Source organism: Bacillus sp. TH30 (assembly GCF_016650875.1).
In the GTDB taxonomy this organism is placed as follows: Bacteria; Bacillota; Bacilli; order Bacillales; family Bacillaceae_G; genus Bacillus_A; species Bacillus_A mycoides.
In genome coordinates this window covers 1-25,449 of the sequence record NZ_JAEKEY010000006.1, presented here as the reverse complement: position 1 = coordinate 25,449, position 25,449 = coordinate 1, and the positions used below count along the sequence as shown (strand labels likewise).

The 25,449-nt window shown below is 35.7% G+C and carries 27 protein-coding genes and 1 pseudogene; 19 read left to right on the top strand and 9 right to left on the bottom strand.

Annotation, left to right across the window (positions count from 1 at the left end; translation table 11 throughout):
* The first annotated feature begins 1 nt into the window (after position 1).
* Positions 2–2,560 (top strand): ATP-binding protein, encoded by a 2,559-nt coding sequence (locus JFU20_RS29620; RefSeq protein WP_201039286.1) that lies wholly within the window; start codon positions 2–4, stop codon positions 2,558–2,560.
* Between the two features lie 35 nt (positions 2,561–2,595).
* Here the strand turns inward: JFU20_RS29620 and JFU20_RS29615 are convergent, their stop codons facing one another.
* From JFU20_RS29615 to JFU20_RS29580, 8 genes are all read right to left on the bottom strand, one after another.
* Positions 2,596–2,817 carry a helix-turn-helix domain-containing protein gene (locus tag JFU20_RS29615; RefSeq protein ID WP_201039285.1) on the bottom strand — a complete coding sequence of 74 codons (222 nt, stop codon included), beginning with the start codon at positions 2,815–2,817 and terminating at the stop codon, positions 2,596–2,598.
* Between the two features lie 360 nt (positions 2,818–3,177).
* Positions 3,178–3,735 (bottom strand): MerR family transcriptional regulator, encoded by a 558-nt coding sequence (locus JFU20_RS29610; protein WP_201039284.1) that lies wholly within the window; start codon positions 3,733–3,735, stop codon positions 3,178–3,180.
* A gap of 171 nt (positions 3,736–3,906) precedes the next feature.
* Entirely contained in the window at positions 3,907–4,704 is a 798-nt protein-coding gene (locus JFU20_RS29605) for a hypothetical protein (protein ID WP_242488179.1), read from the bottom strand.
* The gene (locus JFU20_RS29600) at positions 4,697–5,080 is read right to left on the bottom strand and encodes a hypothetical protein (protein ID WP_201039283.1); all 384 of its coding nucleotides are present in this window, start codon (positions 5,078–5,080) and stop codon (positions 4,697–4,699) included. The genes JFU20_RS29605 and JFU20_RS29600 overlap by 8 nt, the downstream gene beginning before the upstream one ends.
* Entirely contained in the window at positions 5,080–6,240 is a 1,161-nt protein-coding gene (locus JFU20_RS29595) for a ParM/StbA family protein (protein ID WP_201039282.1), read from the bottom strand. Before JFU20_RS29595 ends, JFU20_RS29600 begins: the two co-directional genes overlap by 1 nt.
* A 380-nt stretch (positions 6,241–6,620) precedes the next feature.
* Positions 6,621–7,742 (bottom strand): RNA-guided endonuclease TnpB family protein, encoded by a 1,122-nt coding sequence (locus JFU20_RS29590; protein WP_201039281.1) that lies wholly within the window; start codon positions 7,740–7,742, stop codon positions 6,621–6,623.
* Between the two features lie 123 nt (positions 7,743–7,865).
* The gene (locus tag JFU20_RS29585) at positions 7,866–8,795 is read right to left on the bottom strand and encodes a tyrosine-type recombinase/integrase (protein WP_201039280.1); all 930 of its coding nucleotides are present in this window, start codon (positions 8,793–8,795) and stop codon (positions 7,866–7,868) included.
* A gap of 1,073 nt (positions 8,796–9,868) precedes the next feature.
* Positions 9,869–10,873: a Replicase RepFR55 gene (locus JFU20_RS29580; protein ID WP_201039279.1), complete on the bottom strand. Its 1,005-nt coding sequence runs from the start codon at positions 10,871–10,873 to the stop codon at positions 9,869–9,871.
* Between the two features lie 489 nt (positions 10,874–11,362).
* Between JFU20_RS29580 and JFU20_RS29575 the strand changes: the two genes are divergently transcribed.
* Both JFU20_RS29575 and JFU20_RS29570 read left to right on the top strand, forming a co-directional pair.
* A complete protein-coding gene (locus JFU20_RS29575; RefSeq protein WP_201039278.1) occupies positions 11,363–12,517 on the top strand; it encodes an AimR family lysis-lysogeny pheromone receptor in 1,155 nt (384 codons plus the stop codon).
* 23 nt (positions 12,518–12,540) lie between these two features.
* The gene (locus JFU20_RS29570; protein ID WP_185949909.1) at positions 12,541–12,705 is read left to right on the top strand and encodes a hypothetical protein; all 165 of its coding nucleotides are present in this window, start codon (positions 12,541–12,543) and stop codon (positions 12,703–12,705) included.
* A 294-nt stretch (positions 12,706–12,999) separates the two neighbouring features.
* Here the strand turns inward: JFU20_RS29570 and JFU20_RS29565 are convergent, their stop codons facing one another.
* A complete protein-coding gene (locus JFU20_RS29565; RefSeq protein ID WP_000406479.1) occupies positions 13,000–13,383 on the bottom strand; it encodes a helix-turn-helix domain-containing protein in 384 nt (127 codons plus the stop codon).
* A gap of 137 nt (positions 13,384–13,520) precedes the next feature.
* On the opposite strand from JFU20_RS29565, the gene JFU20_RS29560 reads away from it, so the two are divergent.
* From JFU20_RS29560 to JFU20_RS29490, 16 genes and pseudogenes are all read left to right on the top strand, one after another.
* The gene (locus tag JFU20_RS29560) at positions 13,521–13,754 is read left to right on the top strand and encodes a helix-turn-helix domain-containing protein (protein WP_097982196.1); all 234 of its coding nucleotides are present in this window, start codon (positions 13,521–13,523) and stop codon (positions 13,752–13,754) included.
* Between the two features lie 182 nt (positions 13,755–13,936).
* Positions 13,937–16,477 carry a SpaA isopeptide-forming pilin-related protein gene (locus tag JFU20_RS29555; protein WP_201039277.1) on the top strand — a complete coding sequence of 847 codons (2,541 nt, stop codon included), beginning with the start codon at positions 13,937–13,939 and terminating at the stop codon, positions 16,475–16,477.
* Between the two features lie 32 nt (positions 16,478–16,509).
* Positions 16,510–16,695 (top strand): hypothetical protein, encoded by a 186-nt coding sequence (locus JFU20_RS29550; RefSeq protein ID WP_086876808.1) that lies wholly within the window; start codon positions 16,510–16,512, stop codon positions 16,693–16,695.
* A 32-nt stretch (positions 16,696–16,727) separates the two neighbouring features.
* Positions 16,728–17,264: a type IV secretion system DNA-binding domain-containing protein gene (locus JFU20_RS29545; RefSeq protein WP_201039276.1), complete on the top strand. Its 537-nt coding sequence runs from the start codon at positions 16,728–16,730 to the stop codon at positions 17,262–17,264.
* 60 nt (positions 17,265–17,324) lie between these two features.
* Positions 17,325–17,507, top strand: a complete 183-nt coding sequence (locus tag JFU20_RS29540) for a hypothetical protein (RefSeq protein ID WP_201039275.1) — start codon at positions 17,325–17,327, stop codon at positions 17,505–17,507.
* A 59-nt stretch (positions 17,508–17,566) separates the two neighbouring features.
* Entirely contained in the window at positions 17,567–17,806 is a 240-nt protein-coding gene (locus tag JFU20_RS29535; RefSeq protein WP_201039274.1) for a hypothetical protein, read from the top strand.
* A gap of 32 nt (positions 17,807–17,838) precedes the next feature.
* Complete coding sequence (locus JFU20_RS29530) at positions 17,839–20,643, top strand: type IV secretory system conjugative DNA transfer family protein (RefSeq protein ID WP_201039273.1); 2,805 nt, start codon at positions 17,839–17,841, stop codon at positions 20,641–20,643.
* A 5-nt stretch (positions 20,644–20,648) separates the two neighbouring features.
* A complete protein-coding gene (locus JFU20_RS29525; protein WP_201039272.1) occupies positions 20,649–21,491 on the top strand; it encodes a replication-relaxation family protein in 843 nt (280 codons plus the stop codon).
* Between the two features lie 4 nt (positions 21,492–21,495).
* A complete protein-coding gene (locus JFU20_RS30625) occupies positions 21,496–21,711 on the top strand; it encodes a hypothetical protein (RefSeq protein ID WP_000488222.1) in 216 nt (71 codons plus the stop codon).
* A 3-nt stretch (positions 21,712–21,714) separates the two neighbouring features.
* Positions 21,715–21,948, top strand: a complete 234-nt coding sequence (locus JFU20_RS29520) for a hypothetical protein (RefSeq protein WP_201039320.1) — start codon at positions 21,715–21,717, stop codon at positions 21,946–21,948.
* Positions 21,949–21,971: 23 nt separating this feature from the next.
* Complete coding sequence (locus tag JFU20_RS29515; RefSeq protein ID WP_201039271.1) at positions 21,972–22,346, top strand: hypothetical protein; 375 nt, start codon at positions 21,972–21,974, stop codon at positions 22,344–22,346.
* Positions 22,343–22,600 carry a hypothetical protein gene (locus JFU20_RS29510; RefSeq protein ID WP_201039270.1) on the top strand — a complete coding sequence of 86 codons (258 nt, stop codon included), beginning with the start codon at positions 22,343–22,345 and terminating at the stop codon, positions 22,598–22,600. Before JFU20_RS29515 ends, JFU20_RS29510 begins: the two co-directional genes overlap by 4 nt.
* Before the next feature lie 13 nt (positions 22,601–22,613).
* Positions 22,614–23,591 carry a conjugal transfer protein gene (locus JFU20_RS29505; protein WP_201039269.1) on the top strand — a complete coding sequence of 326 codons (978 nt, stop codon included), beginning with the start codon at positions 22,614–22,616 and terminating at the stop codon, positions 23,589–23,591.
* Positions 23,592–23,600: 9 nt separating this feature from the next.
* Complete coding sequence (locus JFU20_RS29500) at positions 23,601–23,852, top strand: TcpD family membrane protein (RefSeq protein ID WP_000281809.1); 252 nt, start codon at positions 23,601–23,603, stop codon at positions 23,850–23,852.
* Positions 23,853–23,879: 27 nt separating this feature from the next.
* Complete coding sequence (locus JFU20_RS29495) at positions 23,880–24,431, top strand: TcpE family conjugal transfer membrane protein (RefSeq protein WP_201039268.1); 552 nt, start codon at positions 23,880–23,882, stop codon at positions 24,429–24,431.
* Positions 24,391–25,449: pseudogene (locus tag JFU20_RS29490) on the top strand (ATP-binding protein); the annotation flags it as partial. The gene JFU20_RS29495 and the pseudogene JFU20_RS29490, both read left to right, overlap by 41 nt.

Sequence of the window (25,449 nt, the reverse complement as noted above, 5' to 3'; positions counted from 1 at the left end):
AATGATACAGGGAGAAGGCTTTATTATATACGATAAAGAAAATACAAACCTTCCTGTTTTGGCACAAAATGAATATTTACCAGTGTTATATGAACCTAAGAAAATAAAAAAATCCTGGTTTAAAAGAAAAGAGATATATTCTTTAAAACAATTTTTACAAGTAGAAAAAAACAAAATGATTGTATATCGGATTATTCCTCATGCTGATGTATCTAATAATACAAAACGTTTATGGCGGGCGATCCATAAGATGTATGAAATGTACGAAAGTATGGGAAGTCGTATAGAAAGAAAAGGGATTACATTTCATTATCGTGAAAAGGATTATTTCTGGTTTGATGTCATTTTCAAACAGGAAAATGGCCAGAAGAAAATTGAATTTTATGTAGCAACTAGCGAATATCAAGCATTAAAGCTCAAAAGAAAACTAGAGAACAAAATGAGTGTGACAATTAAGGAAGCGGAAATATCAGATTTGCAAGTTTCTAATGAAAATACAATTGTACAAGAAATGCGATATTTGAAACATGACATCTTTTCCCTAAATACAAATAGTAACGATACAAAAACACCTATTGGTAATATTTTAAGTGTTATTGATGAACTAAGTTATGATGGAGACATTTGCCGATTGAGTATCTGTAATGAAGCGGAAAACCGTCAGAAATGGGTAAAAAATGCTTCCTGGGCCATTGAAAAGTTAAAGAAGGGGAAACCACCCCAACGGGTTAATATGAGCGGCAAACGACTTGTAACAGGGGCTAAAATTGGTGTTGCCGCTGTTATTAATGAAATAAATGATTTATTAACTGATACATTCCAGGCGTTCTCGAACGCTTTTTTTAAATCAGATAAAAAATTTAGCAAAGAGCACATCATTAAAAAGGCACATACAACCGCTGATGAAGTTGGAACAAATCGTGTGAGTTATGATAAAGGAAATCAGCCTGTTTTTAAAACTCGTATACGGGTGGCCTCACATTCACATGATCGGTTAACCAGGGAGACAATGGGAGAAACCTTAGCACTTTCTATGATGGATTTATCAGAAACTAATGAACTACATGGCGTAAAAATAAGAATAAGAAAACGCCAAACAGAAATATTACATGAAATAAATACGCTCGAACTATCAAGCAAGACAAAGTTTGATCCGAATGTAAATTTAATGAGTACCGATGAAATGAGCAAATTAGCTTTGCAAATGCCTGTAAAAGAGTTGCAACGAAAATATGCCGATGCATTGAGTGTAAAAAAGAAAGTTGAAATTGAGATACCAGCGATCATGCGGGATGAGAAAGGAATATTTTTAGGACATTCGGAATTGAAAGATCAAAAAATACCAATCTATATGCCAATAGATAATCCAGATAATTTTTATAGAGGTTATGTCTTTATAGGAGGACAGGGGGCTGGTAAAGATACAGCAATTAAGAACTTTGTTATTGAGGGAAATACCAAACATAAGATTAGCTTTATCATACCAGATGCAATTGTAGAAGAAGGCGGGCGAGGTATGGCAGACGGGATTCGTGATGCATTACCACCAGAAAACATTATTGATCTGGATTTAAACGACAATGATTATATCCCACCTCTAGATTTAACAGAAGTAATTACAAAGCTAGGGCGGAACGGTGCTTCAAGATTTGCGGATGAAATGATTGATTTCATGCAAATTGAAGGATTAAGCCGAAGTGAAAAATATTTAACGGATGCGGCCAAAGCAAGTAAAGGAAGTTTATTTAATATTAAACGTATTATAGAAGATGAGGACTTTCGGGTAAATCGTATTCAAGAATTAGTGAATGAAGGGAATTTGCGTCTTGCGAATGAGCTGATACAGTGGGGAGATAATGAGCAATTAGGGAATAAGTGTGATCCCATCATAACCAGATTAAATCGCTTTTTTGGGAATGAAAGATTATATGATATTTTTGCACAAGACCCATTAAAAGAACTTGATTTTGGTAAATGGATGCAAGAAGGAAAAGTTATTATTTTAAGGGTTCCGAATGCCAGGGGATTAGGAGAACATGCGGTAAAAACCCTGGTTCACTGGATTACACTAAAAACCTTCATGACCAGGTTATTAATGACTAAAAAAGAGCAAGAAAATGGGGCGTTTATCATTTTTAATGAACCCGAACAATTTGAAAGTGAAGGATTAACAAAACTGATGGGTAGAGTGTGTACAGAGGGAAGAAAAGAGAGACTAGGAAGTATCTATGCATTTCATCATTGGAACAAGTTGAAACCGTCATTACAAGAGAATCTACAAGGTGGCGGCGTACAGCAATTTTTATTTATGAACGATCATACTAAGACATTTGAATTATCTAAGCATCGATTTGAGGATACAATTTCATTAGAACAGGCATATAAAATACCAGCTCATCATTCGATTATCAGTGTAAGAGCTGGTGGAGAAATGCAACCCTCATTTATTTGTAAGATGGCACCACCGGTTAAACCTAAATATGATAATAGCTTTCTAACAAAAAGGCATTCTCGTATGTATGGCCGATCCTGGACCGATTTACAAAAGCAGTACGGATAAAGCAAAGGCACAAGGGCAATAGTTCTTGTGCCTATTTACATTTTCCAAAAATCATGTGGTTGTGCGTAGGGGTCTATTTTTCTAATAACTTTCAAGAGTTTTTTCATTATAAGGGGTGTTGGAATATACGTTTTGTCACGACAAGCCTTTGTCATTGTTGGTAAAGAAATACCTGCAGTACGGGCAATTTTTTGTTGTTCTATTCCATGACGATCCAGCCATTTTTTTAATATGGTTTTATTATCTTTGAAAAACATTTTTCATCTCTCCTAAACTTGTATAATTTGGTTACAAGTTTGGACAGATTTTTTAGAATCTATTCTATAGAGTTTAATATTTTTTTAAATATGGGGAGAAAGTAGAATTTTTATGAAACAATCCAACGAACGATTCTGTTAATTTTTAGCTAGTAATCTGGTATACATATAATGCAAAGATTTGACTTACGCATCATACAACAAATCTTTGCAAGGCGGTTTCCAGAAAAAAAATGACATTTGCATGCAAGAAAATATAAAAAAAGAGTTGAATTGCAAAACAGCAAATTAGCATTTAGTTTTGAAGAAAAATAATTTGTGTTGTTGGAACACAAATAAAGACGTATGATGCAGTTTTCATCATACGTCTTTATTTTTTGAAAAGAGCCTAGACCAGAATCCTTGTTTTTGCTCTTGGGTGGATGCTATAAGTTTTTGTGATTCACGCATTTCATCAAAATCTCGTTTTAATTGTTCATATTGCAATAGTAGAGTTTTATTTAACTCATTAGCAGACTGTAATTCTTGGAGAATTTGTTGATTCGTTTTCTCTTGCTCTTGAAGTTGTCTCATGAAAGTTTCTAAAGTTTGAGCGACTTGTGAGCTAGTCAAAGTTAGTTCGTTTTCTTGATGAGCGGGGGGCGCCCAATCGCTCTTTTTTTCTTTAAACTCTTCTACAACAGCTGTTACAGCCACTTCTTTTTTTACTTTTTGTTTTTTGGTCAAATACCTATACTTTTCTAATGCTTGTATATCATGAGCGGTAAATGCGCGACTGTCATTTGCACCTTTTGCGAATTCATACCCGCTCACTTCTAGTTCATTCGCCCAGCGCTTTAAAGTGCTATCAGATATTTGTAGTTTTTCAGATACTTCATGTGTCCAGTAAGCGCGTTCTTGTGATATTGTATCATTCATATGTTTATCCTCCCTCGCTCAAAGGTCGTTCAATTCCAATTTTGAAGTGTAATCTTTGTTTAATCAAGTCTTTGTAAGTATTTTCTTTAATAATCTTCATGGTTTTCAAATCAATACAAAGATAATCCTAATAAAAAAAGAGTTGCTCTTATAAAAGAACAACTCTTTGTATTACTTTAAAAGCTCTGTGAAGGCTGAATGTATTAATGAAGAATCGAAAATTTGTTGATGGGTATATTTATTTTCTGATAGCGCTTTTGAAAAATTCGCAGATTCTATGATAAAGAGATACATAGTTGCATCGATTGTCGTTGGTAATATTTTGTGATCCACGATTTCTTGTGGACTGATAATATAAGATTTTATTGAGTTTTGTTTTGTATTTATTTTCGCTGTCAATCGATGATTTCCGTCAATGAGTAGGTATTCATTCATGCCTAGCGGAAATCTTGTGTATATAATTGGTTTTTGATTATTTACGGATTTTCTCCAATTATCGGTAGGACTCCATTCCAGAGGGAATGACTTATTATGTATGTTTTTTAATGAAATTGTTTGGATTTTCGGATTTGTTTTTTCTATGAAAAGATGAGCGCCTGTGATTACAAAATTAAAATAAAATGAGAATGAAGGGAAAATAACTTTTTTTTGGAAAATCTCAAATCCTTCAAAGGAGAGGTTGTGCTTGTTCTTATTTTGGATTTGGATATCAGTGTCTTGGTCAGCTTTTTTTAATATTTCTAACCAACTATTAAGCCATTCATTTTGATATTGGAAATTTAATAGACTCTTTTCTTTAAGCATGATTTCTAATTCATCAAAGTTAACATTATAATGCTCGTCTGTAACAAAGTTATAAGCCATGAGTATCTCTCCCTTTTGTTTGATACTTTTATTATAGATTTTAAAATTGAATAAAAAAAGAGTTGCTCTTATAAAAGAACAACTCTTTCTAATTGCATTATGCATATGGATCATCTTCTAAATCATTCAGTTTATTCCATGAAGTATTTTCCGCTTTATCATGGGATTCCCCAGGATTCGTTATTTCTTGACTTGTTTCGATATGTTTTTGATCCGAAACAGGTGTATGAACAGTTTTTGAACCTTCATCATGTTTGATTGGTAAAGGTTGTGTTTCGTTATCCAGTGCAAATGTATATTTACGTGGTAAAATTTCTGCTACATCTGTATTACCAATTTGTTTATGAAGTTGTTGGGCCGCATACAAAAAGAACATTGTAAGATCACTTTGTTTGTTAATAAAATCGATCATTTCTGGTGAAATGTCTTTCTTAATATAGACATTTGCTCTATCACCAGGTTTGTATATTTTACGAGCCATTATTTTTCACCGACAGGAGCAAGCGCTTTTTCTTTTAATTCTTCAAATCTTGGAGAGCATGTGTACACAAGTAACCCGCGTGCATTTACGAAAAGTGGGTCTTTTAAGAAAATAACATTTGTTAAACGTCCTTTTTGCTCTAAAATTTGCTGTAGGCTTTCTTTTACGATTGCGGCACCGCCACCATAAATGAATACATACGGATCATCTTTCATATCATCAATTTTATTAATAATATCAGTTGCAATTCGATTTGCTAAACCTAATAATGCGCCACGTGATGCCTCTTTTAAACGAATATGACGAGGATGTTCAGAATCAAGATAAATTGCATTAAATTCAGCAATACTGTCTATTGTCTTTTGTTTATTGTTTAAGTTCCAAACCTTGATAATATCAAGTAAAGTTTCTTTCACTCCATATGGTAAACCACGACTCATTTTATGTTTAAAACTAACACCATGAGAAACAACTTCTTCTGTCGTACCAGCGCCAATATCGAAAGATAATATTGTTTTGTCAACAAAGTCTATTTCTGTAGTTTTGCCTTCTGTAGCTTCTACTTTTCTTTTGATGGTTTTACCTTTTTCATCATAAACGATTCCCCATGAACCCGCCGCACCTTCTGGTAAACACTTGCAAAATTCAATTTGGATATTAACTACTACTTCACGTCCGCTTGGGTGATGGAATTTTACCGTATGATGATTCATATAACGCTCTACAAATTCTTGTGCTGTTTGAGGCGTAATTGTTGCGACAGGTAATGCAACAGAAAGATCATAAGTAACATCAATTTTATCTTTATTTGGTTGTTTTTTCATAGCTGTAATTGCTAAACCAGTTAATGTAACAAGTAGCACAAGATCATCTTTCGATTTATCCGATTTCTTTTCCATTTCAATACCTTTAATGTTTTCATCAATCACTTTTTGACCAATAATATAACGCATATTGTTTGCTTTTAAGGTAGGTGATGAAATTGTAACATCAATGTTGTTTTCTAATTCTTCAACAGAAATATCCTCATCACTCAAAATGTTCGTTGCTTCTCCAATGTGATGTGAATAAATACTTGGTATGAATAAAGGGTCAAGACCTAATACATTTAACTTTAAACCACTGTTTCCCGCGTCTGCACCAGCTTTAAGAATTGCCATATATAAAAACCTCCTAAAGATTATTTTTTATCGATTAACTTAATTCCATTATATGCTAAACCACTTTGAAAAGTCAATACAATTACACACAAATAAATACATTTTAATACAAGTCAATACAAAAATATCGGCAAAAACCCATAAAAATCATAAAAATACAAGTGTATTTCGTATTGATTAGCATTTACTTGTATTCATTTGTATTGACTTTTATTGATTTTCGACGGTAGTGACGCTATCAGCAACTCTCCAACTTGCCATCTTATAAGGCTGTGGAATAGTTTGTAACTCTACTACACGTTATGCAAACGGTCTAGGAGACCTCTAACCTCAAACGTAGGTTTACTATAGGCAGGCTGACAACTGCCCAACACAAGAAGTCATGCTTCTTGTGTCATTTTATGATGGTACTCTATTCCCATTTGTCGTAGGTTTATTGCTCCAATCCTATCGTCATTGGATTGGTATTGACATATTGTGCAACAAAATATATGTGCTTTCTTATTACGATTATTTTTGTTTATATTTCCACACTTTGGACACTTTTGACTTGTATATGCAGGGTTAAATGCAATGACTTTTATATTGTTCATAACTCCTTTATACTCAAGCATTTGTCGTAGTTGGTAAAAAGACCATGATAGTCGATAGTATTTGTTACGTTTCCAGATAGATGTTTTTAGATTTATGCCTGTTAAATCTTCAATCGCAATCAACGAATGTTCTCCTGCAAACTGGATAAGTGCCTTGGACAATACATGATTTGTATTTGTCATGAAACGGTTTTCTTTTCCACTTACTTTTTGGAGTTTTCGTTTTGCAGATTTTGTGCCGCAGGCTTGCAATCCTTTTCGTAAACGGACGTACTTTGCTGTGGTTTCTTTTATTAGTTTCCCACTTTTAAACAAGTGTTTATCGTTACTGTCAATAGCGGTAGCTAAAAAACGCATACCAAAATCAACACCTACGATATTTTTTATCGTGGAATCAGAGTCGAATCTTTTTTTTACTGCAAAATGCAAAAAGAATTTCCCTTTTTTGTATACAAGTTTAGCCGATCCGAATTTCCAAGAGCCATCAAAGTAGTGTTCTAGGCCTTTTGTAATAAATGGAACTTTAACGCGGCCTTGCAATGTACCAACACTCACTAACCCCTTTTTTGAAAATGCATAATCATGTCCATATGAATATTGCTGATTAGGTCGTTTATATTCTATCAATGTACTCTTACCTTGTTTTTCTAAAGCGGCGTAGCTTCCCGCAACAATTCTACATACATTACAAGCCATTTGGGATTTCAAACCAAACTGTTCTCGTAGGTCTGCGTACACTAACTTTTGTAAGGGTTTAAAGTGAGGTGGCAAATCGCTATTATATGCCATTTTTGATGCATGATTTAATGCTCTTCGGTTTGCATGTAAAGTATCTTGTAACAACAATGCTTGTTCATTTGTTGGCAATAATTTGGTTTTTGCTGTAAGAATAAGGATTATTTTAATCACCTCCTTAACAAATAAGAATATAACATTTTTGAAAAATAAGAAAATTTAAATCAGACAGAAATAATATATGTGAAAGATTGTTTCAATTAATTAATAAACAGCGGGAATGGAGCCTCCCACTGTTTAAAGTTTCATTTTATTACTAAATTGAACGTATCTATGTAGGGCCTCAACGCTTTTCAATCCCAAATACGCTTTAATTTCAATGGGTTTCATGCCATTCTGTAGCGCATTTAGTATAAAACGGTTCCGTAGCATAGTAGGCGTTATATGGATTTCAGCGCGTTTTGCTTCTTTCTGTAACATACGTTGTACAGCGATTCGAGTTAAAGCGGCGGGTTGATCTTTTTCATAGTCCCAGCGGAAAGTTTGCGGGCCGAAATCAAACGCCACAAAGAAGGGATCGCCCGTTTGTTGGCGCGGTCTTACAAGGTTAGGAATCTTGTTGTAATAAGATAAGGCAAGTTTTACATGCTCTTTTGAAAGGGTAATAGATCGTTTGTGGGCGTGTAGCCCTCCTGGGGTAATCGTATTCGTCCCAAAGTGTACATCATGCATAGAAAGCGTGAGTATGTCCTGGATGGATAACCCGTAATCTAACATGAAATGAATTAATAAAAGGTTACGTTCTAGAATAAACTTTCTTCCTGACGCCTGGTATTCGGTTAATCCGTTATAACTACGCATGACGCGGAATAGTTTTTTAATTTCCTTGTCCGATGCAAAGTGTTTAGAAGTTAGTCCAGGAGGGGAGACATCACTTTTTAAATCTTGGCCCGCGCCATGAAAGTGTAAAAAATTAATCAGAATGCCCCGTACACGCTTCACATTAGAAATCGACGCGCCACGTTCCTTTTTAAGAGCTGTTAAGTACCTATCTAATATATTTGCATCAAAAGAACGAAAAAACGATTCTGGAGGTGATTTGACGTGTTTCTGAATCCAGGATATAAATAACGTGAGATCGTAGCGGTATTGTCTTACTGTGGAGGATTTACGGCCATGTTTTAACAGATCAGAAAGGAAAACATCAACAGAAAGTTCCCAAGTCATGTTTATATACTCCTTTGCCCTAAAAATTGTGTACCGCAATTATAAGCGAGAAGCATACAAACAAGCAATAGGGGATTCTAGGTCGTGAATGTTTTTTTAGGGGCTTGTGTTGGATGCAGGAGCCAGGACATTGCGGGGCTATGCGGAGACATATGGGCCTGGCTAGACAGGTTGTGGAGTTGTGATATAGAGGGATATATAGATGTATTGGAGTGAGTGGAAGGCGAATGATGGGCCGATGTTGAGGGAGGACGATGTGCGAGGAATGGGAATGGCCGCCGCCTCGCCTACGTAGTTTTATGAAAATCTGCCTGGCAACGGAATCTGATTCATAGCTGAATCAAGATACCCTTACCAGGAGAGCTTCGTTTTTCTTTTTCTTTACGTATGTAGAAAAATGCTAGCGTTCATGTACATCAACCCCAATTTGCATTTATGCCAAAGTAATGTCACTTTTCATCATGTGTACACTACATAGGCATTATATTTACATCACTTTGGTATAACATAAGTATCATTCTTTTTGCTGTATGCTTGGATAGAACTAGGATTGATAATAGGTAAACGATTATCATGATATGTAGGAAAAGAAACGAATAAAGCTACTAATTAGTAATGTGTTTGTTCGGAAATAGGATGAGCAACTGAAATACTGTAGATTTATATATTAAGTGAAGAGAAGATTTTTATTTTCATATTTTGATCAATTTTGGGATGCTATGTAGAAGTTTATAAAAAAGAAACTCCCGATATAGGAAACTCCTTATTATTAAATCTTGTTTTTGAAAATTAAAAGCATTAAATACATTAGGATTTATTTTTGCTCAATGAGCCTTACTCTCACAAGGGATTAGAAAATTCTTCTTATTTAATTACTGATTTAAGAGCAGGTTCAATTCGAGTATAAATTCATAGTGGATTTGTTGTGAAAAACGCCCTTAATTTACGAAAATATAATAGATTGATAATATGTTTAATCTATTAAAATAAAGAATGGCATGACAAAAAGCCTTGTTAGGGGTAAATTTTTTGAACAAGGCTATAAAACAATTATTTTTTGTGGAAAATGAGATTTAGGCGTTTGGATCAGTCATTTTTTTGAATAAATCCATTGATGGTATGAGGCTCTTCATTGGTTTTCCAAATGCCATATTTGTTCTACGTTCTTTTGCTTGTTGCTCTCTACGCTTTCTGTTTGCAGTTAGCTGTTGTGTGTAAATTTTCATGAAATGTGCAGGCGTACTTACTTGCGATTTGTTTACCTCAAACATCTGTACACAATCCTCAAAAGACTTTCTTGCTTGCCAATCTACGTCTGGCGGCATACGCAATGCGATTGTATAAGCATCTTTTTCAGTAATGTTTGTGTCTTTACTTAAGATGTATATATAAAGTCTCTTTTGATCTTCACTCATAAATCCATCCATTTCGTGGAATCGTAGTTCTAACTTTTCACCCAAAGTAGGGGCATTCTCGGGCTCTTTTTCTTTTACTTCTTCATTTATAGGAGCAACAGCATCCAATATATCTATTCCCTGGCATGTAGGCACAGTAGGTTTTTCGGCTTGATCTAGAGATTTCTCCTGTTTTTTACTTAGTTTTTTAGATAGAAACTTAGTAAATGTAGAAAAAATATCAATGGAAAACGCCCATTTTTGCTTAAAATATTCAATGATTTTTAAATAATTAGTATTGAGGCTTAATATGTAAATAGATGGTGCAATCTTACCATGACGTCTTGTTTTGATTTGATGGCATACTTCAAGGTCCTCTAACCAATTCAGAATAAAGTTGATGATCGGCACAGAAATACCCGATTTTTCACTGATTTGATTTTGTCTCATTTGAGAGTACCCTTCTTGTACGAGGTAAGATAAAACAACTTCTAATGCCTTATAGCGGCGTGGTGTTTGTTCGAAGTATTCTTTAGTGGTTTTACCTTCACACTCGAACAGAATAATATCAATAGCTTTAATTACTTTTTTCACAGATTTATTGATAGCACCTGTAGGAACATGAACAAGGTTTGGACTTAATTCTCGTTTTGCTTTACTTAGTAAAAAGTTATTTAGTAGCATAAAAAAACCTCCTATTTTTCCACCACAATTAAACAGGAAAAACAGAGGTTTTATATTCACAATAGATATACGTTATGGTATAATTTTAGTATCAAGTTTGATACTAAAGAAAAACACATATAACTATAGTGTGAATTAAAGCCCCTATCTCTTGGAGTTTTTAATTGGATTCTAGTTTGGCGACCGGGAACCAATTAAAAACGATGCGGTGGGGTTTTATTTTTTTATTTATATCCAGCATACTTTCTGGAAAATTAATGATATGAGTAAGTTATTTTCATTTTACAATTCTATTTAAATAATATCAACACTATAAGTTCATATTTGCCTATAAAATATGAATTAAAGTGTCTTAACATGTCTACGCCTTAAATTTTCTGAATATTCTGAAATAAGTTGAGAAAAACAGAGGTTCTTCTATTATGGTATAATTTTCTTACTTACATGCACGTTTCTGAATATTCTCAAAACAATAAGAGGTGAAAATATATGAAGAAGTTGACTAAGGAAATCGACAATTATTTATCATCCAAAAATAAAACATATACTGATTTAGCAAAAGAAATTGGAGTGGCCAAATCTACAGTTTCGAACTGGATTAATAAAGATAAAGAGTTATCTATATATACTTTTTCTAAAATTGCACATGTGGTTTTTACGAACGATAAAGACAAACAAGAACAGAAAATAATAGATTATTTAAAGACTTTAGATGATAGGTTAAATATTAATGTAAAAGTTGCGTTTGCATTGGCTCATTTAAACGACCATTTAACACTAATGAAAAAGATTTATGAGATGTGTGAAGAAAATAATGATCTGGAAATGAAACGATTAGCAAATGTTTTTAACTTATATATTGAGCGTTTAAATGGGAAAAATGTTAGAGAAGTGTATTTAAATATTGAAAAGGCGCGAGTTACAAACAATAAGAAGAATTATGATATAGAAATTTTTTGTGACATACTTAGTATGTTGATTTTATGTGATTTGGGCGATTTTGGATTAATGGAAGGGTATAAAGTTAGGATTGAAAATAATATTAAATTAGTGACTAATGTTTATTCGAAACAATTATATGCATTTTGGGTAAAAGAACTTTGGAGCTATGCAATATTAAGGAAAGATAAAAGTTTAGATTTTGAAAGAGAAAATGGACAATTAAGAGTATCTAAGGATTTGAACTTTTTCCCTGTTATGGAGGCTTTGTTGAATATTAGAAGCGGGGAAAATGTTATGTTTTCTGATTACAAAAAGGCTTTATATTTCTTCCAAGAAGCATTATGCGTATTAAATGGTGCCAAAAGTAGTCTAAAATACAACATTGCATTAAATGATATTAATTTCATTAGAATAGTTTGGTGGAGGGATTTGGACAAAATTGATTTTGAGAAACTTCATCTTGCCGAATATGCATTATACTTGATTAAATTGGGGAAATTCCAACAAGCTATAAATATATTGGAACAAATAAGGCTGAAAAATGGTGAATTAACACCACTTCAAACATGTTATATGGGTATGGCTAAAAAAGATGTACAGTTGATAAAAAAGTCTATTGATATGTTCAAAGCGAATAATGATTTTTTATATGTAAAATTTGCAGAAGGAATATATAATGAATATACAGAAAGTATAATATAGGATTAATGGGAGGAGAGGACCAAGTGAAAAAGTTATATGTGTTGATGGTAGTTACTTTGCTGTTATTACCTATATTGAATAGTTCACCAAGTAAAGTGGATGCGCAACAATATTACGCTAAAGTTGAAAACACAGAAAATCAAAAACTATTTTATAGAATGATGGTCGATCCAGGTGGTGGAGGCTAATTCTAAATTTAAAATTTAAATTTATATTTTTCAAAAGACATCGTTTATGCGGTGTCTTTTGTGATTTTATAAACAGTTTTACAAATTCCTGGATAGGATTTTATAAAATCATTGTGTGTTTTTTCACAATGTAATGCTAAAAGCGGAGGGGTAATTATGGGGACAAAAGGATTAGGTGTGAATGAGTTGATTGAGATTGTAAAGGAAATAGACTTACAAACTTTTAGTGAAATTATAGAATTATGTGCAAGCTATGAAAATGAGGAATAAGAGAGTCTCGTTATTGAGGCTCTCTTATTCTTTTTGTTCAACTTCCATTTTTAATTTAGTCGCATATTTTAATAATTCTCTCTCGATTTGGGGCTTATATTCATCTGGTACACTCATGTATTTTTCATGGAGAAGTCGTGCCAAACGCTCAACAGGGTCTTCACCTTTTACCGTTTTTAATATTTCCGCATCTGGTATTTCACTCTGTAACAGTGATGCAGTGTTTACCCCTAGATAGCTTGCGATTTCTTCTAATTTGTTGAAGCGAGGCTTTTTTTCACCAGTTATCCAACTAGAAACAGTTCTGTAAGTGGTTCCTAAATCTTTCGCCATTTGTTTTCGATCAACGCCTTTTATGGCTATTAATTTCTTTATATTTTTCCCCAAAACATTTTCTGTAATTTCCATTTTATATCACTCCATTATTAGATGTTTAAAAAAATAAAGAAAAATTATCACTTAAAGTGATAAAAATATGAACTTTAAGTGTTGACTTCCGGCTTAAAGCCGAATACAATGTAATTAAGGGAAGGGAGGGTGAAAAAATGCTAGCGTCAGAACAAAAAACCATTGTACGAGAATATAGGGAATCCAAAGGTTTAAGTATTAAGGAAGTTTCTAAAGGCGCTAAAATTCCAATCGGCACATTATATGATGTTGAAATTGGGAGAAGGAGTCTCAAAGATAACAAAGCTAAAAAAATAGCGGATTTCCTTGAAGTTCCGATTGAAAATCTTTTCAGACCAACATATTATCGTGCAATACCCATCACAGAATGAATAAACCTCATGTTATTGATTACATCTATTTTGTTCATATTCCTACTAAATGTTATTGTAAATGAAATTCGGCTAAAAGACGAAGTAATTCTACCTAAAGTCTAATGTTCCATATTTAGAAAATTAAAATTCTAAATATTCTGACCTTTGAAAACTGAATAATCCTAAAGGAGCTGTAAAAAATGGTTTTGAAACGATCGTATCAAACACTACTACTCTTTACGAGTGTACTTTTATTTGTAATGAGCTTCTTGATTCCACTGAATCAAGCCAGTGCGGAGGTAATCAATCGAGAAAGGTATCAGATGGATTGGGCCTATAGTCCGCAGTATGGGAAAGATGTTCGCACAGAGCTTCTAAAGAACGCTAGTGGTCAAATCGCGTATTGTCTGGTATACGGTTTAAAATCCCCAAATGGAGAGGATTTACCCGAAGCGGGCAAAACAGATGATATATCTTATCGCGTCTTAATGAATGGGTACCCACAGAAAACACCAGAAAATTTAGGGGTTTCCACTTGGCAAGAAGCCCACTATGCAACGCAATTAGCTCTTTGGAATGCACTTGGCCAGATTTCCGTTGATGAATTACAATTCAAAAATGTGGCTGTTGAAAAAGCGGCTAAAAACATTATTCATGCGGCAAATCAAAGCCAGGATACACAAGATGTCTGGATGAATGTCATTCCAACGGACAAACAAGAAGCGCAATTAAACGGTGAATATTTCGAAACAACAACATATACCGTTCAAACAAATGCAAAAAAAGGTACATTCCAAGTACAAATGAACAATGCACCACAAGGAACACGTGTTGTCACAGAACAAGGTGAAGGGAAAGAAACGTTTCAACTAGGAGAAAAGTTCCGTATCCAAGTACCAAAATCCTCTAAGAGTAGTGAACTATCTCTAAAAGTCGTTTCAAATCTAACAAATGTTCATGCAGTTGTATATAAAGGAACAAGTACAATTCAAGATGCTACTGTATTATTAGAGCGCAGTACAGAACAAGTAAGCACAGACTTACAAGTATTTTGGAAAGCGAATGGCGCTTTAAAAGTGATGAAAGTGGATGAAAACAAAAAGCCACTACCAGCCGCAGTATTTGAAATCGCAAACAGCAATCAACAAGTTATGGGAACGATTACAGCTGATAAAAACGGCATCGCTGAAATGGGTAACTTAGAACTTGGCACATATACTGTAAAAGAAGTAAAAGCACCTGCTGGATATGTGCTAGATGCTACACCAAAGCTTTTTGAAGTGAAAACAGGTGAAGTTGCTGTTGTTGAAATGAAAAATGTACAAATCAAAGGCAATATTGAAATTAAAAAGGTAAGTGACACAGGCAAGATTCTCTCAGGCGTTGAATTTACTGTATTTACGCCAGAAGGAAAGGCAGTTACAAAAGTAACAACAAATCAAGAAGGAATTGCGAAAGTAAATTCTCTTCCGTTTGGAAAGTATTACTTCCAGGAAACAAAAGGATTAGAAGGCTACTTATTAAATCAAACAAAGTATCCATTTGAAGTAAAAGAACATAATCAAACACTTACGTTTGAAGTGAAAAACGATCAAGTAAAAGGAAATGTACAGCTCGTAAAAGTAGATGAGGATGGGAAAACGAAATTAGAAGGCGCTGTTTTTATCCTAGCTGATGAAAAAGGCAAGAAAATCAGTGAGCATAAGACAGACAAAAACGGGTTAATCAAAATTGATAATATCCCATTTGGAAAGTACCAATTCATCGAAAAAACATCACCAGCGGGCTATGTGCTGGTAAAAGAGCCGATTCCGTTTAGCATTACTGAAAACGGGAAAACAATTGAGCTAGTTGCAAAGAATACAAAGATTAAAGGATCAATTGAAATTACAAAAGTAGACGTAGCCGATGGAAACAACAAGCTACCAGGTGCAGAGTTTACGATCTATAACGAGCAAGGCCAGGAAGTCGTGAAAGGAAAAACAAACGAACAAGGCATTGCAAAGTTCGATAAACTCCCAGCAGGAAAATACACATACAAAGAAACACTTGCGCCACAAGGCTATGTGTCACATGAAGAAACATTCTCCTTTGAAATTAAAACAGATGGTGAGATTATAAAACACATCGTAAAAAACAAAAAGATTGAGGGTAGCTTAGAAATTACAAAAGTAGACGTAGCCGATGGAAACAACAAGTTACCAGGTGCAGAGTTTACAATCTATAACGAGCAAGGCCAGGAAGTTGTAAAAGGAAAAACAAACGAACAAGGCATTGCAAAGTTTGAGAAATTACCAGCTGGTAAATACACATATAAAGAGACATTCGCGCCAGAGGGATATTTAATCAATGAAGAAACATTCTCCCTTGAAATTAAAACAGATGGTGAGATTATCAAACATGTTGTAGCAAATCAGAAAAAAGAAGTTCCACCAACACCAGAAACGCCACAACCAGAGCAACCGGAACAACCACAGCCAGAACAGCCAAAACCACAACCAGAGAAACCACAAACACCACAGGTCATTGAAAAACCTGTACCAACACCAGAGAAACCACAAAACATTGTAAAACAACCACAACTGATGAAAGAACAACCTAAGAAAGTAGAAAGCCATTTACCAACAACAGGCGGCAAAGCTGAAAATCCATATTGGAAATGGATTGGTATTACATTTGTCGTTCTTGGTAGCATCCTAGCTGTTTACGCAGTTAGAAAACGTAAGAATCAAGAAGTGTAAAACACTCTCAACTGATAAGGGAGGGCGGGATCATGTGCATATTTGATGTACATTATCAGATGGATGGGATCAAATACAAAAAGTCGTATTTGCTAGCATTACCTGAAGATGGGTTTCAGTTGCGAAAAAATATCCAACATGTTCTATTCAAAGAGCACCAACAAGAAATTAAGATTCTTTCTACAGATTTAGAGGAATTAGATTTAGTAGCTTTATAAAAAACTAATAAGAATGGAAAGGTGAGATTTATATGTGTGGAACATTTATTGGAAGAAGTGCACAAATCCCATCATTTATAAAACCAAAATGGTATGACATGAGTAAGTCAAATTCCATTGTCATAGAGAATGAAGGGAACAGAATGAATCCTCAATTTGTATTTGGAGAAGAAAATAGAAATATCCTGGTACGAGGTGGAACAGGAAAAGGAAAAACAGGTTTGATGAAGCAACTTCTTACCCTTGTCATGGCGGATAATCAACAAGCGACTGTCTTAGATGGGGATGGAGAGTATAAAGAATATGAAAAAATGGGTGCTCACATTATCACTTTTACATCAAAAGATTCTTTTCTAAGCCAAACCGAAATAGAAACATGCAAACAATCGGATGTCGTTATCATAGATGAAGGATTAAGGTTGTATTCCAACAATCCAGAGGGATTCATCAATCTTTTAGAAGAACTAGAGGAACTGAATGTAAGAGTTTTTGTGAGTTTTCAAGCGATACCAGAAGAGTTATTGCACAGATTTGATGTGTATTTAGAATTAGACCCACTCATCGCTTAAAATTATACAATATTTCTATTTAACGATATAGAATGATAAAACAATACAGGAGGTTTTCTTATGAAACCAATTAAGCATATGCGAAGTAAACGCGGTTTTTATATTGGTCGAGTTCCACATACAACACATACACCTTCAACAAATAAGCGTACAGAAGAATGGACGGGAAGAACGGGAAAGAGCATGATTTTCTCTTCCCTCTTAGTCACGCTAGACCCCTATAAAAAAGCGCGCAAATCATAATATTCATGGGAGGACATTCTTTCACTGAATATCCTCTCTACTCAAAAGGAGGAAGCAAGATGGGAAAACAAGTGTATCAAAATCGTCAAGAATGCTGGGAAACGTTCTGGAGAGAACAAGTAACGGTAAATGGTGAATTAGATATCGAACAAGTGAAGCAAGAACTCTTCAACTATAAAACACTCTTAGATCAAATTAATCAACCTCAAAACAGGATCATGCAACCTCAAATTTTGATTCAACTAGCCGCAGAAGAACGAACACAAAAGCATCGTGAAAAACTATTAGCCCTTGCATAAGGCCATTTCAAGGATAGAAAGGAAGTGAAGAAGTGGCGCACAGCAAGTTAGATAGAGAAATTGAAAACTTCATAGAAAAGAACTGGAAAATGCTTTTAGGTATAGGAGCTGTCGCATTTGTCTGGTTTTCTAAAGAAAAAATCCTCACAGAATTGATGAAGCTGGTGCCAACTGCAGTCGGTGTGTTTCGTGGGATTGCTTTATTGATCCTGTTAGGCATTGTCATACGAATTGTCTTACATGGCATCTATTTATTCTTGGAAAAGAAACGGTATCGATATGTATTATTCATCCCTCACATAGATGATGAAGTCACACCAGATAAGCTAGGGCAAATGATTCGGCATGTACATGGTTCGGGTCGAAAGCCTTTAGAGCGTCTGTTAAAAGGGCGCGATTGGTACCGTATGATGATGTATCGTCCAGAGGGAGAAAATGAACGTGTCCGCTTTTATGTAGGTGGTCCAGAAGACAAAATCAAACAGGTTGTGCAAGCCATACAAAGCGCCTATACCCACAGTGAAATTTATACCGTCCCAAAGGAAGAAATGCCATTTCCGACGAGAAAAGCGGTAGGAGGACGGATGGTATTAAAGAGAAAGCGGCTAGATGCCACATTATCACTAGCACGCTATACACGTGATGTATTACCGATGTTAGGAAGTGCAATGGAAGAAAAGACATGGATTGATGTTGCTTTTACACCAGATAACGGGTATCAGCTGACAAAAGGAATTCGAAAAGCAGAAAAGGTCATTCGAAAGAAGAAAAAGCATGGGTTAGATGCCTTTGAAAAAGAAGAAATTCGCGCATTAAATAAACGGTTTGCCAAAAATGAAGTGGCGTTTCAAGTATCTGTTTCATTTGCAAGTGACTATTATCCTGGTGTACCTGTCATCAAGAACTTAGGGCATATGGTGGCAAGTATTATGGCCGATGTGAATGAGCTGAGATACAGAAGGCTCAGACGCAGTATGCCAGCTGTACCACATCCCGTATACGGGAAAATGATATGGACGGGATCAGAGCTATTAAACTTGTTCCATCTTCCGAATGTAACGGGTGATAAAAACAGCAAGACAGAGCGAAACATTTTGTATCTAGATAAAGGAGAAAACATGATACCAAATGATTTATTGGCCGAAGGCATTTCAATTGGCCATGTGATGCACCCCTATATCAAGGATCGATTAGTAAAAATCCGAGAAGACTTTTTCAAGAATCATGGATACATTACGGGGAAAGTTGGGTCTGGTAAAAGTACCATTGCCATGAGGTTGATGCAAAGTGTCATTGATAAATGGCTAGAAAATCCGAATGAAGCGGGTGGATTATCTCTATTTGATCCGACAGAAGATTTGGCATATGTAGCAATGAATCGACTATTGAAAGCGGAAAAGGATGGGAAAAAGGTTGATTGGAGTAAGGTTCACTTTATCCGTTTTCGAAACACAGATCATCCGCCAGCTTTGAATTTGTTTCATCGTTTTTCAAATGAAGATATCCAAACAGTGGTTGAATCCATTATGGAAATGATTAAGTTAATGATTCAAGGGCAAGCACAACAAACAGAACGATTACTAAGAGCGACTATTGGGACGTTACTTTGTGATAAGAGTCAAATTCATACCATTTTAAGCATCCCATTATTCATTAGTGATGAACTGTTTCGAGCAAAAGTAATCGCCAATTTACAAGGGCCAGAACAAAAATATTACTCTCACTTTTGGAAATATGAAGTAGGAAGCGCATTAGAAGACAGCACACAGGCGATTTTAAACCGATTAGATATTTTCCGCAATACGCTGTATTTAAAGCGTATGTATGGGCAAACGGGCTTTTCCTTAGAGATTCGCAAATGGATGGATGAAGGACATCTTATCTTTTATGATTTAGCGGGCATGGGAAAAGAAGATACATTACTGACAGTCGGTTACATTTGTAACCAATATCACCGTATCGCCCAACAGCGGCCGCATGGTTCCAAACTACATTTAGGAGTGATAGATGAAGCGCATGACGTTCCAGTACCCGTTCTTCCTAAAATTATTGCGAAGGATCGGAAGCATGGATTCGGACTATGGGTGATTACACAGCAAGTTTCGGGACAGTTAGACAGAGAGCTAACAGACATGTTAACAGAGGCGGGCGGAAATTACTTTGTATGTAGGCAAGGTCATAATTCCGCGAAAACGTTAGAGGGTATTATGCAAAAGCAATTCCGTACAGAGTATTTGCAAAACCTTCCTAACTTAGTTGTAGCGATTCAAACGCAAGATTATATCAGGGGCGAGGCAAAAAATGTGTGGTGTACCATACGTGTTCCGCCATTAGACCGCTATCTACCAAATGGAAAAGCGGCAAATTATAAAAACGAAAAAGAAATTCATGCATCAAATGAATGGACCAGAGCAAAGATTCATTCTTTAGAGCAACAAAATGGGAAAGCAGGATTAGAAATCGACAAGGAAATTGATGAGTTCCTATATGGAAAAGGCAAGTATCAACAAGCCGAAAAAGTCAATTTAACCAAAGAAGAACCTGTTGTGACATCGGGTCTAGATGAATTAGAAGAAAAAATTTCTTCCCAGGAAGAAGTGAAAGAACCTGTTTCAGAAACACAACCAGTCGAACTCACACATCAAGCGCAAATTATCCCATTCCGAAAACAAGCTACGACAACAATAGAAGTAAAGAAAGAAGATAAGCCAGTAAAAGAGCCTGTTATAACAATCGAAAAAGAACAAACAGTATCAATCGAAACAGAAAATGTAGAAATAAAAGAGGATACACCACAAGAAGAAGTGAGCATTTTCGATATGTGGGAAAAGGAGTAAGAGGCATGGGAAACATTTTATTTCAAATTCCAGATGAACAACTACTCATGAGTTTGCATACACACATCTACTTGGATATTGAGTACATTCATCAAAAGGTGTATGTGGATTATACAAAAAAATCTGTAACAAATCGGTTATATAAGCTAGAGCAAGCGGGCTATATCCGTTACGAGTATTTACCTATTACCTCACCACGAAACCAGAAACGAAAGTTTGCGAAACCACAACGAATTTATACGTTAACACCAGAAGGAGTCGAGATGGTTCGTGGGTTTCGAGGGGAAGTGCATTGGAAAAATAGTTGGTCCAAACGTTCAGCATCCTTTGTGTATCACAGTTTAATGTTAGCGAAAATTGAATGTGCCATGACATTAATATCTAAACGAGAAGGAAAGTTGGAACTAAAGGAATGGATCAATGAACCGCGGGCAACGTTTCAATATGCAAAAGGAAAAAATCGCGTTATACGCCCAGATGGGGTTGCGGTAATTGGATTAAAAGAAGCAATCGATAAAAACATCGGTGTATTCATGGAAATGGAACGATCTTATGGATCAAAAGAAGTATTAGAAAAAAAGATTATCCGTTATAACGACTTCATGACGCAAGAAGGAAAAAAGACAGATTATCGGATACATGCTGGTATGGGATATGAAATACCGATATGGCGCCTAGTATTTGTCGCAGGTAGTGAAAGTAGGGAAAAAGAATTGATTCGCTACTTAAAAGGAGTAAGTAGTCCAGAAATTCCAGTGTATATCACACTGTTCCAAGATATATTACAAGACCCATTCGGAAATATTTATCGGAATATTCAAAACCCTACAGAGAAAGTGAGGTTCTAAGAATGTGTTTAGGTTTATTTTATCAATAAGCGCCAGTATTTTTCTGTTAGTTGTCTTTTCAGATTGGTTATTTGAAAGAGTACCAGGATCACGAGAAGCCTGGGAAGCGGTAAAAAGTAAAGTGGTGGAAATTTACTATACGCAAGGATGGGAAGGGGTATTGCTTTTCTTCTTGGTGGTAGTGGGAATATGGAAGATGGTCGATCATAAGGGGGGCTAAAAGATGCCGTATCCTAGTCTAATATCTTCATATGGAAATCCTATTTTGGTAGGTATTGTTATCAGTATCGTCATGTTTGTGTTAATAGGGTATGCAATTTACACAAAAAAATGGGAGATGTTCATTTTCTGTTTCTTAGCATGGATGATTCTTTTCATGAAAGTAGTTTTTCCGCAAGAAATGGCGGATATTGCATCTAAGTTGGCGGATCATCACCTTTGGATAGATAAAGAGTAAGAAAGATGAGGGGGAGACAGACGATGTTTACACATAAAAACATTTATGAAAGAGGAAATGTGGGAGAAGTTGAAGCTCAATTTCTAGTGGAAATCTATGAGGGAATGGGTTGTGAGGAAGTACATGAGATTTGTTTATCTCAAACAGATGTATATATGCAGAAGTTTTATCTGATGGAAAACGGAAAATTTATCGAAATAGAAATTGGATTAGATACAGATGAATTGGAATGGAAGTGTGATGGAGTAGAGCTTACAAAAGAAAAAGCCATGTTAGAAATCGAGCATGAAATCAGCTGTTATGACATGTTCGAGCAAGCAAGGATAGACAAAGGGTGGATGTTTAAAGAAAAAGCACAAAAGTTTCTTACAGCTTTAAGAGAAAGGGAGAGTGCATGATGGACGTATTGGAAGGTTTGGAGTTCGTAAGGGAGTTTCGGGCTACAGATGGAGCGTCCTTTGAAGTGGGGAGGGATGAAGAAAAACGGTATGTGGTTCATGCTAAATTTCCCTATATCACAGGCAGTCAAACGAAACTCAACAATTTTATCAATTATGCAAGAAACGAAATAAAAGATGAATCAACAGCGGTTGGCATGGCGTCATTTGCTTGTGATTGCTACGAACGATCTTTACGCCAGTACCGAAATTGAAAGGGGGATGAATATGTTTCAAAAGGTGAAACAATGGTTTGCAAAAACATTTGAAAGTAAACAAGGGAAGGCGAGAAAAGCCACAAGGATTCCTTCCTATAAAGGCCGCTTAATTGGAAAATGGGCCTTTTGGCTCCTGTTTTGTTGGATGCTGATTGTATCCATCACAACCGTAGTAAAAGGAAAGGGAGATACAACAGCAAAGGCCAGCACCACTCCAAAGGAAATTACGCAAAAACAAAACCTTGCTACACGTCCAGAAGCAATTGAATTTGCGCGCGGATTCGCAAAGGAATACTTTACGTGGCAAAGAGGGGATGAAGGCAAAAAGAAGCGTTCAGAGCGCTTACAGCTCTATATACAGAAAACACTTGATCCACAAGTTGGCTTGGATTTTGCAAGTATGCAATGGGATTCCAATTTTCTATACGCAACTGTATTAAAGGTAGATGAAGTCACAGCAAAGGAAGCTAACGTTATTTTTAAAGTGAAATACAAATTAAGCCGCATGAAAGCAGATAATAGCGGGCCAGAGGATAAGGAGGTGATCCAACAAGTGTCGGTTCCTGTTCAGACAGATGGAAAGGCTTTTGTGATTAGTGGATTCCCTCAAATCGTGAAGGTGAATGAAAAAGCAGAAGTACCAGAAGGGAAAGAAATGAAAGAACGAGAGGAAATCCATGAAATTGCTGTAAAAGAAGACATTCGAGAATTTTTGCCAACCTTTTTTAAATCCTATACAACCGCAACACAAAAAGAACTCGCGTATGTTTTGGCCAATACAGATATTAAAGGGTTAGAAGGAGCCATGAAATTTGAAAATGTACTTTCCACTAAAATTTATCCAGGAAAAACAAAAGGCACATATGAGGTACAAACAGAGGTATCTATGATTGATCCACATTCTGAAACAAAAATGAAAACGGGTTACACGTTGTTTGTCAAACAAGATGGAAAGCAATGGATTGTGACAGACTTACAAACAAAATAGGAGAGGGGCATGTATATGTTCAATATAAATCATTTTGTGTTAGGAATCGGGTTGGAAGGATTTTTCGAAATGATGAAGACACAAGGAACATACGCGTTATATTGTGCGTTTATCATTGTTATTTTGATCGTAGCGGCAAAGCGTGCATGGGGGAAAGCAATAACGTTAATTGTTGGTGGCGGGATTGTTGTATTCTTCATTAACAAACCAGATGCATTAAAAACAATAGGAACGTGGTTAGGCGGATTGTTTGGCGTTTAAGTAACGAATGGAAAGGAAGGAAGTTACATGAAGGAAAAAGGCTCAAATTCTATCATTGTCTATTGTTTCGGAAGCTATATGAACTATATGCGAAGACAGTACGAAATTATGGGGTATCGTCTTCCGCGTGCGGTTACATGGAGGGCACTTGGTTATTTTGCGGCGGTAGAAGCGGGGCTGGTAGCCTTCCGCTTCCTTCCTCCCTTCAAATGGATATTTGGGGATATGATCGATCAAGTTTGGCTCATGTATTACGGTGTAATTCCCCTCTTCCTCGTATGGGGTGCAGATAAATATAAAACAGATGGAAAATCACTTTTCTCTTTTGTTCGGTCCTGGATCACATTTCGTTTACGGAAGCATCAAAGTAGTCGATTGGTAAATTTACCTAAACTTAAAAAACATGTGTTTTATGGTCATGTATGTGTACAACATGACGTCAAAGATTTACCAATTGTACATTCATTCAGTGAAGAAGAAGAGAACGACATACATGCTTATGATGTAACATTTTTACCCCAAAAGGAGGAAGTTGAATATGTTGAAAACGATGAACAGACCACCAATAAAGCACGTTGAAAAGAATTTAGCGTTTAGTACAGATGGAAAAGTATCCGCAGTATATGAAGTAGACGGATTCGAATATGATCATCAAGATGAAAGCACAAAAAAAGTATATTATCGCAATCAACTCGCTCTTTTTACCCATCAAGAATATGATGTCCACTTACTTGTGATTCCTCGTACGACAAACTCAGATGAAATTCTGGATGAACATATTTCCACTTTAAAAGGGCCAATGGCACCAACAGGACGCTTTCTTTTTAAGAAAGTAAAAGAATACTTACGAAATGCGGCCATTGCGAAAGAGAACATGGAATATCGCTTTTTCATTTTAGTACAGCTGAACATGGAACAGAAAGAAAGACAGATTCGGAATCCTGTCGTAGAAACATGGAAGTTTATGAAAAAGGTAAGAGAAGGTTTTGCAGAGACAGCCCAAAACATATCGGGTATGAATGTGACGGATATTTTAGAAGAAGAAATCGAAAATTATTTGGAAATAGAGGATGTACTCTTTGGTCAAGTCAGAGGGGCGTTTCCGAATACGCGTCGTGCGAAACCATCTACGACTCGTTTTGTATTCCATCATAATTTCACACGTGGCATGAAAGAGCTGAATCGGGATCAAAATTGGAAAGTAGGTTCTACGGTTACGTTGCAAAATGAAGAAGGAAAGGCGGTAAAAGTACGTCGCCCAGATTTACAAGAAATGGTGCACTTAACTGATACGGTGATCGATGAAAGCCCAGGGCGTTCTCTTATACTCGAAAGACAAAATGAAGAAGGGGAAATCGAAACCTCTCACATTGCTTTTCTTGCGGTGAAAGATATGCCCGAAATATCGGCTTTTCCTGGTGGAGAGTGGATTTACCGCATTCAATCTCATTCGTTAAAGTTTCCTGTTGAAATGAGTATCCGAGGGTACCACTTAGAAAATCAGATGGTCACACAAAAACTTTCGAACAGTGAACTAGAATTAAACGATCAACGACAACAAGCAATGGTGGGCGGTCGTACAACAGATTTAACAATT